The organism is Rhizobium sp. LCM 4573 (assembly GCF_001854865.1).
Classification (GTDB): Bacteria; Pseudomonadota; Alphaproteobacteria; order Rhizobiales; family Rhizobiaceae; genus Neorhizobium.
On sequence record NZ_MDDW01000004.1, the window covers coordinates 187,881 to 200,776 of the forward strand.

15 protein-coding genes are annotated in these 12,896 nt (G+C 60.7%); 12 read left to right on the forward strand and 3 right to left on the reverse strand.

From position 1 onward, the window contains the following. Nucleotides 1-60: 60 nt before the first annotated feature. The 5 genes from ffh (at nucleotide 61) to trmD (ending at nucleotide 3,778) form a co-directional block, all read left to right on the forward strand. Complete coding sequence (ffh, locus tag LCM4573_RS09945) at nucleotides 61-1,620, forward strand: signal recognition particle protein (RefSeq protein WP_071006122.1); 1,560 nt, start codon at nucleotides 61-63, stop codon at nucleotides 1,618-1,620. Between the two features lie 12 nt (nucleotides 1,621-1,632). Next, nucleotides 1,633-1,953, forward strand: coding sequence for a chorismate mutase (locus tag LCM4573_RS09950; protein WP_071006123.1), 321 nt, complete (start codon nucleotides 1,633-1,635; stop codon nucleotides 1,951-1,953). 68 nt (nucleotides 1,954-2,021) lie between these two features. Continuing rightward, complete coding sequence (gene rpsP, locus LCM4573_RS09955) at nucleotides 2,022-2,396, forward strand: 30S ribosomal protein S16 (protein ID WP_071006124.1); 375 nt, start codon at nucleotides 2,022-2,024, stop codon at nucleotides 2,394-2,396. Between the two features lie 114 nt (nucleotides 2,397-2,510). After that, complete coding sequence (rimM, locus tag LCM4573_RS09960) at nucleotides 2,511-3,077, forward strand: ribosome maturation factor RimM (protein WP_071006125.1); 567 nt, start codon at nucleotides 2,511-2,513, stop codon at nucleotides 3,075-3,077. 5 nt (nucleotides 3,078-3,082) lie between these two features. Then, a complete protein-coding gene (gene trmD, locus LCM4573_RS09965; protein WP_071006126.1) occupies nucleotides 3,083-3,778 on the forward strand; it encodes a tRNA (guanosine(37)-N1)-methyltransferase TrmD in 696 nt (231 codons plus the stop codon). Here the strand turns inward: trmD and LCM4573_RS09970 are convergent. Then, complete coding sequence (locus LCM4573_RS09970; RefSeq protein ID WP_071006127.1) at nucleotides 3,760-4,506, reverse strand: sulfite exporter TauE/SafE family protein; 747 nt, start codon at nucleotides 4,504-4,506, stop codon at nucleotides 3,760-3,762. The genes trmD and LCM4573_RS09970 overlap by 19 nt on opposite strands. Before the next feature lie 98 nt (nucleotides 4,507-4,604). Next, nucleotides 4,605-6,053 (reverse strand): NCS1 family nucleobase:cation symporter-1, encoded by a 1,449-nt coding sequence (locus LCM4573_RS09975; RefSeq protein WP_071006128.1) that lies wholly within the window; start codon nucleotides 6,051-6,053, stop codon nucleotides 4,605-4,607. A gap of 331 nt (nucleotides 6,054-6,384) precedes the next feature. Here LCM4573_RS09975 and rplS point away from each other — a divergent pair, with 331 nt between their 5' ends. The 5 genes from rplS to LCM4573_RS10000 all read left to right on the forward strand — a co-directional run bounded on the left by rplS (nucleotide 6,385) and on the right by LCM4573_RS10000 (nucleotide 11,036). Further along, nucleotides 6,385-6,921, forward strand: coding sequence for a 50S ribosomal protein L19 (rplS, locus tag LCM4573_RS09980; RefSeq protein WP_071006129.1), 537 nt, complete (start codon nucleotides 6,385-6,387; stop codon nucleotides 6,919-6,921). A gap of 139 nt (nucleotides 6,922-7,060) precedes the next feature. Next, nucleotides 7,061-7,858, forward strand: coding sequence for a basic amino acid ABC transporter substrate-binding protein (locus LCM4573_RS09985; RefSeq protein ID WP_071006130.1), 798 nt, complete (start codon nucleotides 7,061-7,063; stop codon nucleotides 7,856-7,858). A gap of 5 nt (nucleotides 7,859-7,863) precedes the next feature. Next, on the forward strand, nucleotides 7,864-8,706 hold the full coding sequence (locus LCM4573_RS09990) for an amino acid ABC transporter permease (protein ID WP_071006131.1): 843 nt from the start codon (nucleotides 7,864-7,866) through the stop codon (nucleotides 8,704-8,706). A gap of 241 nt (nucleotides 8,707-8,947) precedes the next feature. Then, complete coding sequence (gene leuC, locus LCM4573_RS09995; RefSeq protein WP_071006132.1) at nucleotides 8,948-10,357, forward strand: 3-isopropylmalate dehydratase large subunit; 1,410 nt, start codon at nucleotides 8,948-8,950, stop codon at nucleotides 10,355-10,357. Between the two features lie 130 nt (nucleotides 10,358-10,487). After that, nucleotides 10,488-11,036 (forward strand): histidine phosphatase family protein, encoded by a 549-nt coding sequence (locus tag LCM4573_RS10000; protein WP_071006133.1) that lies wholly within the window; start codon nucleotides 10,488-10,490, stop codon nucleotides 11,034-11,036. A 12-nt stretch (nucleotides 11,037-11,048) separates the two neighbouring features. Here the strand turns inward: LCM4573_RS10000 and LCM4573_RS10005 are convergent, their stop codons facing one another. Beyond that, nucleotides 11,049-11,597, reverse strand: a complete 549-nt coding sequence (locus LCM4573_RS10005) for a L,D-transpeptidase (protein ID WP_071006134.1) — start codon at nucleotides 11,595-11,597, stop codon at nucleotides 11,049-11,051. Between the two features lie 143 nt (nucleotides 11,598-11,740). On the opposite strand from LCM4573_RS10005, the gene LCM4573_RS10010 reads away from it, so the two are divergent. After that, complete coding sequence (locus LCM4573_RS10010) at nucleotides 11,741-12,424, forward strand: response regulator transcription factor (RefSeq protein WP_071006135.1); 684 nt, start codon at nucleotides 11,741-11,743, stop codon at nucleotides 12,422-12,424. Nucleotides 12,425-12,435: 11 nt separating this feature from the next. Further along, the gene (locus LCM4573_RS10015; RefSeq protein ID WP_071006136.1) at nucleotides 12,436-12,891 is read left to right on the forward strand and encodes a cyclic nucleotide-binding domain-containing protein; all 456 of its coding nucleotides are present in this window, start codon (nucleotides 12,436-12,438) and stop codon (nucleotides 12,889-12,891) included. Nucleotides 12,892-12,896 lie beyond the last annotated feature (5 nt).

Sequence of the window (12,896 nt, forward strand, 5' to 3'; positions counted from 1 at the left end):
GTTTTTGTCACGGAAGCACCCGACGTTTCCGGTAACCCGGAAGCGAAGAAGGAAGAAACGATGTTCGAAAACCTCCAGGACCGTCTTGGTTCCATCCTCAGTGGACTGACCGGCCGTGGCGCGCTCTCGGAAGCCGATGTTTCCGCAGCCCTGCGCGAGGTTCGCCGTGCGCTGCTCGAGGCCGACGTGGCGCTGGAAGTCGTCCGCTCCTTTACCGACAAGGTGCGCGAAAARGCCGTCGGTGCGGAAGTCCTGAAGTCGATCAAACCCGGCCAGATGGTCGTCAAGATCGTTCATGACGAACTGGTCGAGATGCTGGGTTCCGAAGGCGTCGGCATCGATCTGCATGCGGCAGCCCCCGTCGTCATCATGATGGTCGGCCTCCAGGGTTCGGGTAAGACGACGACGACCGGCAAGATTGCCAAACGGCTGACCGAGCGCGAGAAGAAGAAGGTGCTGATGGCGTCGCTCGATACGCGTCGCCCGGCAGCCCAGGAACAGCTCCGCCAGCTCGGCGTCCAGACCGGCATAGACACGCTGCCGATCATCGCCGGCCAGTCGCCGACCGATATCGCCGGGCGCGCCGTGCAGGCCGCGAAGCTCGGCGGCCACGATGTCGTTATTCTCGATACCGCCGGCCGCACGCATATCGACGAGCCCTTGATGGCGGAAATGGCGGAGATCAAGCGGAAATCCAATCCGCATGAAATCCTCCTCGTCGCCGACAGCCTGACCGGTCAGGACGCCGTCAACCTCGCCCGCAATTTCGACGAGCGCGTCGGCATTACCGGCCTTGTCCTGACCCGCATGGACGGCGAYGGCCGCGGCGGTGCAGCACTCTCGATGCGTGCCGTCACCGGCAAGCCGATCAAGCTGATCGGTACGGGCGAAAAGATGACGGAGATGGAGGAGTTCCATCCCCGCCGCATCGCCGACCGCATTCTCGGCATGGGCGACATTGTTTCGCTGGTCGAAAAGGCCGCCGAAAACATCGACGCGGAAAAAGCCGCGGCGATGGCCAAGAAGATGCAGTCGGGCAAGTTCGACCTGAACGACCTCGCCGATCAGCTCCGCCAGATGAAATCGCTTGGCGGCATGGGCGGAATCATGGGTCTGATGCCAGGCATGGCCGGAATGAAGGACAAGCTCGCGGCGTCGGGTATGAACGACAAGATGTTCGACCGCCAGCTCGCCATCATCTCCTCGATGACAAAGGCCGAGCGCGCCAATCCGGATATACTGAAACACTCCCGCAAGAAGCGCATTGCTGCCGGTTCCGGCACGGATGCGGCGGAGATCAACAAGCTTCTGAAAATGCACCGCCAGATGGCCGACATGATGAAAATGATGGGCGGCAAGGGCAAGGGCGGCATGATGAAGCAGATGATGGGCGGCCTTGCCTCGAAGATGGGGCTTGGTGGCATGGGCGGCATGCCTGACCTTTCAAAGCTTGATCCGAAGCAGCTCGAGGCTCTGCAGAAGCAGGCGGAAGCGGCGGGCATCAAGCCCGGCTCCATGCCTGGCCTGCCGGGCGGCGGTCTTCCCGGTCTGGGCGGCGGCACGCTGCATGGTCTCGGTGGTGGCTTTCCAGGCCTTCCAGGCCTGCCGAAAAAGAAGTGAGGAGGGATTTGGATGGTTGACTCCGAGGTGAAGGCCCGGCTTTCGAGCTATCGCCAGTCGATCGACAACATCGATGCGGCGCTCGTGCACATGCTGGCCGAGCGTTTCCGCTGCACAAAGGAAGTTGGCCTCTTGAAGGCCAAGCACGATTTGCCGCCGGCCGATCCGGCGCGCGAGGAATACCAGATCGAACGCCTTCGCCAACTGGCGAAGGAAGCCCGTCTGGACCCGGATTTTGCTGAGAAGTTTCTGAACTTCATCATCAGGGAAGTCATCCGGCATCATGAAGCGATCGCCGCCGAGCATGGCGGCAATACGAAACAGACCGCCTGATGGCGGCCTCAAGAAAAACCCCGGCCCGCCGGATGGCGGCCGAGAGAAAACCCAAGGAGTAAATTGAAATGGCCCTTAAGATTCGTCTCGCCCGTGGCGGCTCCAAGAAGCGTCCGTACTACCACGTCGTTGTTGCCGACGCCCGCTCGCCACGCGACGGCCGCTTCCTCGAAAAGCTCGGTTCCTGGAACCCTATGCTGGCCAAGGAAGATGCAAAGCGCGTTGAGCTGAACGCCGATCGCATCAAGCATTGGCTCGACAACGGCGCGCAGCCGACCGACCGCGTTCTGCGCTTCCTCGCGGAAGCCGGCATCGCTCAGCGCGACGCCCGCAGCAACCCGGAAAAGGCAAAGCCGGGCAAGAAAGCCCAGGAACGCGCCGCCGAGCGTGCCCAGCGCGAGGAAGACGCCAAGGCCGCAGCAGCCGAAGCTGCAGCGGAATAATTTCAGCGTTCCGGCATTTTCGACGGGCGGCATGGCGACATGCCGCCCGTTTTGCTGTTTGCTTTTGATCGCGCGGAGCTTAAATGAAGCGACACAACCGAGATGAAGACCCGCATGGCCAAGCTTGAGAACCCCATTCTGATGGCGACGATCGGAGCCCCTCAGGGCCTGCGGGGAGAAGTGCGTGTGCGGTCCTATACAGCCGATCCCGTGGCGCTTGGCGACTACGGCAACCTCCATAGCGAGGACGGCCGGATTTTCGAAATCCTCGAGATCCGCGAAAGCAAGAATGTCGTGATCATCCGCTTCCGCGGCATCAATGACAGGAATGCGGCCGAGGCCTTGAACGGGCTCGAACTCTTCATCGAACGCGACAACCTGCCCGACGAGGAGTTGGAAGAGGACGAGTTCTACTACGCCGATCTCGAGGGACTGGAAGTGGTCGATCGCGACGGCAAGAGTTACGGGACCGTCAGCGCCATCTTCGACTTCGGCGCCGGCGACCTTCTGGAGCTGAAGGGCGCCGGCCGTCGCCCGGCCCTCATCCCCTTCTCGGAAGCCGCGGTGCTGGAAATCGACCTCGAGGGAGGAAAGATCCTGATCGATCCGCAGGCCGCCGGCTTGACCGAAGAACCCGATGACAGTGGTCCCGGGAAGAGCTTCCGCCGCAAGGGCAGTTAAGGCCTATGGTTTTCCGCGCGACGATCCTGACGCTTTATCCCGAAATGTTTCCCGGCCATCTTGGCCATTCTCTGGCCGGAAAAGCGCTGGAGCGTGGCCAATGGTCGCTCGAAACGATGCAGATTAGGGATTTCGCAGAAGATAAGCATCGAACGGTGGACGATACGCCGGCCGGCGGCGGCGCCGGCATGGTGCTGAAACCGGACGTGCTCGCCCGCGCGATCGACAAGGTCTCGGAAGGAGACAGCCGCCCGCGCCTGCTGATGAGCCCGCGCGGCAAGCCGCTGACGCAGGCAAGGGTGCGGGAACTAGCAGCGGCCGGCGGCGCAGTCATCGTGTGTGGCCGGTTCGAGGGGGTTGACCAGCGGGTCATCGATGCCCGCAGTCTCGAGGAAGTTTCGATCGGTGACTACGTTCTTTCAGGTGGAGAGCCCGCCGCGCTGACCCTGCTCGATGCCGTTGTGCGCATCCTGCCAGGCGTCATGGGCAACGCGCTTTCCGGCACCCATGAGAGCTTCGAGAACGGGCTTCTCGAGCATCCGCACTATACCCGCCCGCAGGTCTTCGAAGGCCGGGAAATACCGGCCGTACTGACCTCCGGAAACCATGCGGCGATCGAAAAATGGCGGTATGAGCAGGCGCTGCGGCTGACGCAGGAACGCCGCCCCGACCTTCTCGCCGATCAGCCCGTCACGAAATAGTAGACGGTGAGCGCCGTGCCCACGGCAACCACGCACCAGCGCAATATGGCTTGCGGCACCCGTCTCGCCATCCAGACGCCCGCATAGCCGCCAAGAGCGCCAGCCGGAATCATGACGATCGCTTCCGGCCAGGCGATCACCCCGCCACCGACGAAAATGACGATCGCCACCGCCGCAATCAGCATCGAGAGAAGATTCTTCAGCGCATTGAGATGGTGATAGCTGCCTCCGGTGGTGAGGCCGAGTACCGCCAGCATCATGATGCCCATACCGGCGCCGAAAAAGCCGCCATAGATTGCCGTCGGAAGCTGCGCTGCCACGCTCGGCAGCGAATTGGCTGGGCGCTCGGCGGATGCTTTCGGCTTCAGCCAGGGACCGGCAGCGAATACGGCCGTGGYGGCGGCCAGTAGCCACGGCACGATGGCGCGAAAAGATGGATTGTCGAGCGACAGGAGCAGCAGCGATCCCCCAATGGCTCCGATCACCGAGACGACTGCCAGAGCAAGTGCGCTGCGCCAGCGGCTGGATATCTCGTCCCAATAGGCGAGCGTTGATGTGACGTAGCCCGGAAACTGTACGATGGAAGAGGTGGCATTGGCCGAAATGGGCGGTATGCCGCCAAGCGTCATGGCCCCGAAAGTCAGGAACGTGCCGCCACCGGCAATGGCATTGACTGCGCCGGAAAGAAAGCCGGCGACGAACAGGAATACGATAGAGGCAAGGGTCATCAGCGGATTCGGAACTTGGAGCTTTTACGTGAAGGAGCGAGTACAGGCAAACGAGGATACCCGCCTGAGCAGGCGGGTATCCTCTTGATCGGAGGGAATCAGGCGAAGGCAGGCTTGCGGCGTGCGCCCGCCCTCAACATGAAATATACGGCGCCACCGATAGCCACGCCGAAGAACCATCCGTAGGTCCCCCACCAGGCCGGCAGTATCGTGGTGAAGGTCGGCAGGATGGAGGAAAAGAGCGCGCCGACCGCAAAGGCGATGAAGGCATTGCCGTGCCAGCCGTTCTGGAAGCGGAACTCGCCATCTTCTCGGTAAAGCGCCTCCACGTTGAGCTGGCTCTTTCGGATGAGATAGTAATCGACCATCATGATCCCGAAGATCGGGCCCATCGTGGAACCGATGAAGTTGACGAAATGCGCCGCACCCGTTTCCCATGGCGCGAACGGATAGAGCGCAAGCGCGATCAGCGCGGCGATGTATCCGCCTCGCTTGAAGGATATCTGGCGCGGAAAGACATTCGCGAAGTCGAATGCCGGCGAAACGAAGTTCGCCACTACGTTGATACCGAGCGTCGCCACCGCGAAAGTGAGCGCGGCGAGCAAGGCTAGGAACCAGCTATCGAATTTCGCCGAAATCTGATCCGGATGCAGCAGGACTTCACCATAGACGGCGTAAGCGGCCGTGGTGGTCACGCCGGCAACCAGGCAGAAGGCTAGGAGATTGATCGGCAGTCCCCAGAGATTGCCCTTCCGCAAGGTCTTCTCATCCTTCGCATAGCGCGAGAAATCGCAGAAATTCAGATAGAGGGCCGCAAAATAGGTGATCCAGGTTGCCGCTACCGCTGCAAGCGCAGCGAACGACCCCGGCTCGCCGGGCACGCCGGCGTCCTTGGTCTTTTCGATAAGAACATCCCGCGGAATTTCGGAGCCGAATGAGAACGTGCCGGATTTCACGAGCAGATAAACGGCAAGGATCAGCATCATGATCCAGACCGCCGGGCCCGCCCAATCCTGGAACTTGCGGACGGTTTCCATGCCGCGCTGGATAATCAGCAACTGCAACGCCCAGACAATCACGTAGCAGATCACCTCGAGCGTCGAATGACCGAGCATGTGGCTGCTCTGGTGGAAGGCAAGCAGGCTTTCGTTCCGGATGAGCAGCGCCACGATGGCGCCCGAGGCGGCCGCGGTCTGAGCGCCGTACCAGAAGCAGGCTACGACCGCGCGGACGAGTGCCGGCGCGTTGGCTCCGAACGTGCCGAAGGAAGCGCGTGCGAGCACCGGGAACGGCACGCCGGTACGCACGCCGGCATTGCCCACCAGGCTCATGAGGGCGAAGATCACCAGCGAACCGATGCCGATCGCGATGACGAAATTCACGAAACTGCCGCAGAGCAGGAAAAGGCTTGCCGCAAGATAATAGCCCCAAAGGCTGTGGACGTCGGACGTCCAGACGTTGAAAATGCTGAAAGCGCCCCATCTCCGCTCCTCGGCGGGCGCAAGATCCTCGTTGTACAACGATGGCGACGGATTGCTGACCGACATGATATCCCCTCCCATGCCTTCCTTGGAGCCATTGGCTCCGTAGCAAGTCTGCTGCTTATCTCGGCATTTGACAAATTGTTAATCACACCATGCACAGCCTTCGTCTTCGCCATCCTGCCCGCAAGTACCGAAGCCCTCGGGAATTTTTCCATTAAGGGATGACAATCGGGACTCTTTCGTGTATTGGCGCACCCGGAAATGGGACATAATCCCGTYGACCAGCAAGCAAAGAATGGCGAATCCGCTCTGCCTGACGGCAAATCCCGAGGCTTGATCCAAGGGATATCATCGAGCGCTCTGGCTGTTTCWGAAGAACTTAGAGGTTTGACCGATGAACATCATCCAGGAATTGGAAGCCGAACAGGCCGCCAAGATCGCCGCTCAGCGCACCCTTCCGGAATTCTCTCCGGGCGACACCGTCCGCGTCAACGTTCGCGTTCGCGAAGGTAACCGTACCCGCGTACAGGCCTATGAAGGCGTCTGCATCGCTCGCTCCGGCGGCGGTCTCAACGAAAGCTTCACTGTCCGTAAGATCTCCTACGGAGAAGGCGTAGAGCGCGTTTTCCCTGTCTACTCGCCGCTCGTCGAAAGCGTCGATGTCGTCCGTCGCGGCAAGGTCCGCCGCGCCAAGCTTTACTACCTGCGCGATCGCCGCGGCAAGTCGGCTCGTATCGTCGAGAACACCGGCACCCGCGCCCGCAAGTTGAACGAAGCCGAGCGCCAGGCTCTTGCTGAAGAGAAGGCACGCATCGAGGCAGAGAAGGTGGCAGCCGCCCAGGCTCTCGCCGCAGAGAAGGCCGCAGCGGAAGCCGCCGAGGCAAAGGCAGCAGCAGAAGCACAGGCAGCAGCGGAAACCTCCGCCGAATAAGCTTCGAACAATCATTCTGAAAAAGGCGGTCTTCGGGCCGCCTTTTTTGTTTCCTCTCGGCGGCGCGGCAAATGCCGGCCTTGCCATTCACTTTTGAAGTGTGAGACTTTTCCGCCGTTCACTTCATGAGGGGTTTCCAATGCTCTCCCGTCGCCCGTTCCTCGCCGGCCTTGCTGCACTCCTCTTTGCGCCGCTTTGCGGCCAGGCAGCGGAACTGCCCGATCTCGGCGGACGCGCCGTGGTCGTGGTGACGGAAAACGCCTATCCCCCGCTGCAGTTCGTCGATCCCAAAAGCGGCGCGGTGATCGGCTGGGAATACGATGCGATGAACGAGATCGCCAAACGTCTCAATTTCAAGGTGGAATATCAGAACACCAGTTGGGATGCGATGATCCAGGCCGTCGCGGACGGGCAGTACGATATCGGCATGACTGGCATCACAATTAAGGACGACCGCAAGGAGAAGGTGGATTTCTCCGATCCTTACATACGCTCGCAGCAGCTCATGCTGGTGCGCAGCGATGAGGCCCGGTTTACCGATGCCGAGAGCTTTGCGGGGACCGAGGGCGCTCTCATCGGTGCTCAGCCGGGGACAAGCCCGTTCTACACGGCGGTCTACGAAATCCTCGACGGCAATGAACAGAACCCGCGCATCAAGCTCTTCGAAACCTTCGGAGCGACGGTGCAGGCGCTGAAGGCCGGCGATGTCGATCTGGTGCTGACGGACAGCACCGCCGGTGAAGGCTATGTGAAGGCCTCCGGCGGCACATTGAAGATCGTCGGTGAGCCGCTGGGTACGGAAGACTTCGGCTTCATCTTCAAGAAAGGGTCCGATCTCGTCGCGCCGGTCAACGCCGCAATCGCCGCGCTGAAGGCCGACGGCACGCTGGATAAGCTGAACAGGAAGTGGTTCCTCGACTACAAGATGGGCCAGTGAGCCTCATGAGGGCTTCCGGTCAGAAGGTCGCCGTACCGCAGGACTTTCCCTGGTGGCTCGCCGCTTTCGGGATGCTTTGCCTCGTGCTGGCCGGCGTGATCGCCYTCAACGAACTTTATGCGCAGGTCTTCGGCGTCGTCATCAAGGGAATCGGCATAACGATCGGCGTGACRCTTGCCGCCTTTTTCCTGGCGACCGTACTTGGCCTCGGCATCGCGCTGGCTGGCCTTTCCGGCAATATCGTGCTCCGGCAGGCGGCACGCTTCTATGTCGAGATGATCCGCGGCATACCGATCCTCGTCCTGCTTTTCTACATTGCCTTCGTCGGCGCACCGGTCTTCGTGACGCTCTACAATTGGGCGCTGAAGCCATTGATCAACAGCGGCCTGGTGGAAAGCCTGCTCGTTCGGGATGTTTCTCTGCTTTGGCGAGCCGTGATTGCGCTGACGATCGGTTATGCCGCCTTCATCRCCGAGATATTCCGCGCGGGGTTCCAGTCGGTCGACGAGGGTCAGATCGAGGCAGCGAAGGCGCTTGGCCTYACCCGCTTCCAGCGCTTCCGRCTGATCGTTTTCCCACAGGCGATGCGGGTGATCTTTCCACCYCTCTCCAATGATTTCGTATCGATGGTGAAGGATAGTTCGCTCGTCTCCGTGCTCGGCGTTGCCGACATCACACAGATGGCCAAGGTTTATGCAGCCGGCTCGTTCCGCTTCTTCGAGACCTATTCGATCGTCACCTATATCTATCTCCTGTTGACGATTGGACTTTCGCTTGTCCTGCGAAGCGTCGAGAGACGCCTGCGCACCAAGAGTTCTCCTATCGGACGCGCTAAGCTGGAGAGATGATGCCAACAGCTTCAAGATTGCCGCGCCCCGCAAAAACTGCTAGAAGCTCACGCCATGGGATCGAAATTCGGATGCCTCGCGAAGCAGTTCATCGTGCTGCAGGACCACAAGCGCCTGCCGGCACGGTTCTATGCGCGCGTCTCCGGGGCGCTTTGCGACCGACTTAGCTGACTTCACTCAGCATGAGGCAGCCAGCAGCTGCCGACCCAAATCCTTTCAGTCAGCATTACGGATAGCAGCCATGAGCGCACCCCGCACCCTCTACGACAAGATCTGGGACGACCATGTCGTCAGCCAGGACGAGAACGGCACCTGTCTTCTCTATATCGACCGTCACCTCGTGCATGAAGTGACGAGCCCTCAAGCTTTCGAAGGCCTGCGCATGGCCGGCCGCAAGGTCCGCGCGCCGGAAAAAACGCTCGCCGTCGTCGACCATAACGTTCCGACGACCGCCGACCGCCATGAGGGCATCAAGAACGAGGAAAGCCGCATCCAGGTCGAGGCGCTCGCGCAGAATGCCAAGGATTTCGGCGTCGAATATTATTCCGAGAAGGATGTCCGCCAGGGCATCGTCCATATCGTCGGGCCGGAACAGGGCTTCACTTTGCCTGGCATGACGATCGTCTGCGGTGACAGCCACACCTCCACTCATGGCGCTTTCGGCGCCCTCGCCCACGGCATCGGCACGTCGGAGGTCGAGCATGTTCTCGCTACCCAGACGCTGACGCAGAAGAAGGCGAAGAACATGCTGGTGCGCGTCGACGGGAAGCTTCCCGAAGGCGTCACCGCCAAGGATATCATTCTCGCCATCATCGGCGAGATCGGCACCGCCGGCGGCACCGGCCATGTGATCGAGTTCGCCGGTGAGGCGATACGTTCGCTCTCCATGGAAGGCCGCATGACCGTCTGCAACATGACGATCGAAGGCGGCGCCCGCGCCGGCCTCATCGCTCCGGACGAGACCACCTTCGCGTATATCAAGGACAAGCCGCGCGCTCCCAAGGGCAAGGCTTGGGACATGGCGCTCGACTACTGGAAGACGCTGCACACGGAAGAAGGCGCGCATTTCGACAAGGTCGTCGTGCTCGATGCAGCCAACCTGCCGCCGATCGTCTCCTGGGGCTCTTCGCCGGAAGATGTCATCTCGGTGCAGGGTGTCGTACCGAACCCCGATGACATTCAGGAAGAGACGAAGCGAGCCTCCAAGTGGCGTGCCCTCGAATATATGGGCCTGCAGCCCGGCACTAAAATAACCGATATCGCCATCGATCGCGTCTTCATCGGCTCGTGCACCAACGGCCGTATCGAGGATCTGCGTGCCGCGGCCAAGGTCGTCGAAGGCAGGAAGGTTGCTTCCACGGTCAACGCCATGATCGTGCCGGGCTCCGGCATTGTGAAGGAGCAGGCGGAAGCCGAGGGGCTCGACAAGATCTTCAAGGAAGCTGGCTTCGAATGGCGCGAGCCGGGCTGCTCCATGTGCCTAGCGATGAACGACGACCGCCTGAAGCCGGGCGAGCGCTGCGCCTCCACCTCGAACCGCAATTTCGAGGGCCGTCAGGGCTATAAAGGCCGGACCCATCTCGTCTCGCCGGCCATGGCGGCCGCCGCCGCGATCGCCGGCCATTTCGTCGATATCCGCGAGTGGAAGTAAGGCTACGGTCTGCTGGAGACATAAATGCCGCCCTTCAGGGCGGCATTTTTCTTGAAAGTCGCTCTTTAAACAGGAGACCCGATCGGCGCTTCGCGACATAATAACGAAAGTGTCAGAAGAGGGAGCTTTCATGCCGGGGAGACAGAAAGCAGCGCACAACGACCCGCATCGCCGGTTGATTCTGCTGCGGCACGCAAAGTCCGCATGGCCGGAAAACGTTCCCGACCGGGAGCGGCCCCTTGCAGCACGAGGAGAAAAAGCCGCGCCCCTCATGGGAGACTATATGGCCCGCAAGGAACTCATTCCCGACCTTGCTCTCGTTTCTCCCGCCCGGCGAACCCGGGAAACATGGGCTCTGGTCCGCGACAAGCTACCGGAGGCGGTGGAAGCCCGCGAATGCCCAGAGCTTTACGAAACGGCATCGCCCAAAATTCTCCGGTTTCTGCAAAGCATCGAAGCCACCTATCGAAATCTTCTTATCGTCGGGCACAATCCCGGTCTTCAGGAACTGGCGCTCTTGCTGACGGGAACAGGAGATGCGGATCCCCGTGAGAGAATGATCGAGAAATATCCCACGGCCGCACTCGCCGTGCTCAACTTCGCCATCGCCTCCTGGGCAGATATCAAACCCGCCCAAGGCCATCTCGAGCATTTCATCACACCACGCTCACTCAGATGAAATGAAACTGCCTTATAGAACCCGCACTACGGTTCCCTTGCGCATGAAGCGGATCAATCGTCTCATATCGGCGAGGCTTACGGCAACGCAGCCCGCCGTCGGCTGATATCCAGGCTTGATCAGGTGGAAAAAGATGGCCGACCCACGATGGCGCCGGCGCGAGGTGATGTTCCAGTCGAGTACGAGGCAGATGTCATAGAGGCCGTCCTGGCGCATCATCTCCTCATGGCTTCGGTGGAAAGGCGCCTTGACCAGGCGATTGTAGGAGGCATGCTCAGGCTGGTCGCACCACAGCATGTCCTTGCGGATTCGCCTTATCGGCAAGGACGTGGCGAGCGATCGCACCCGATCTCCGCGCGTGAACCCGTAAAGCAGCGGCATTGCGGCAATCGGCGTTGCGCCATCTCCTTCTCTCTTGAGAATGCTGCGCCCAGAGCGGCCGATCGCTGCTGGAACCGTAATTCCCCCGAAGTTGATGATCGCGCGCGTGGAGCAGCGGGGAGCGGCCCGTACCGTCACGACACCGCGCGAACCCGTTCCCCTCTTTCGAAAATGCGCCATTTTTCTCACAAGTTTTTGCTTTGAAAATGATTTCGTTTGAATTCATAGCACGATGGGACTTAGATCAAGCGCCCGAACCAATTGTGCCGCTGAAAACTATCGGCCGGCGCTGAGCGAAGACGCGAGACGAGAGGCAAGGACGTATGGCAGCGCGGACGATTCTGCTGGTGGACGACGATAACGATCTGCGCGAGACGCTGGTGGAGCAGCTATCGCTCTATGACGAATTCAACCTCCTGCAGGAAGCCACAGCCACCAAGGCCATGGGCGCGGCAAAAGCCAGCCAGGTCGATCTCCTCATCATGGATGTCGGCCTGCCGGACATGGACGGCCGTGAAGCGGTGAAGCTGCTGCGCAAGAACGGCTTCAAGGCGCCGATCATCATGCTGACCGGCCACGACACCGATTCTGATACCATTCTCGGCCTTGAGGCGGGCGCCAACGACTACATCACCAAGCCCTTTCGGTTTGCCGTGCTTCTCGCACGCATCCGGGCCCAGCTCCGGCAATACGAACAGAGCGAAGACGCGACCTTTACGGTCGGTCCCTATCTCTTCAAGCCAAGCCAGAAACTGCTCACCACCGAGGATGGAAAAAAAATCCGGCTAACGGAAAAGGAAGCGGCCATCATCCGCTATCTCTATCGTGCCGGCCAAAAGGTGGTGACCCGCGACGTGCTCCTCGAAGAAGTCTGGGGCTATAATTCCGGCGTGACCACCCATACGCTCGAAACGCATGTCTACCGCCTGCGCCAGAAGATCGAGCGCGATCCTTCCAATGCCGAGATCCTGGTGACCGAAAACGGCGGCTACAAGATCGTTCCTTAAGAAGAATATCCATGGCGCTTGCCGATGACATACACCTGATTTCCCAGGTTCCGCTCTTCCGGGGGCTGGATGGCGATCAGTTGCGGCTGATCGCGTTCGGCGCTGAGCGGCGGGGCGTGGCTGCGGGCCAGGAGCTTTTCCGCGAAAGATCGCCGGCCGAGAGTGCCTTTGTCGTGGCAAGCGGCCGATTCGAGTTATTGGCCGCCGGGCGCGACGGCAATCTCGTCGCCGAGAAGGTCGCCGGGCCGGGCACGCTGCTTTCGGAGCTTGCGCTCGTCACCATGGTGGAACGCAAGTTCACCGCGATTGCTCTGGAGGATTCCGAAGCGCTGCGCATCACCCGCACGCTCTTCCACCGGCTGCTGGAGGAGTATCCCCAAGTGGGCCGCGCCGTCGAAGCGCGCATACGCGAAAACATCGCGGATCTCGCCAAAGCGGCCGCTGCCATGCAGCACCGCTTTCGCTGATACTC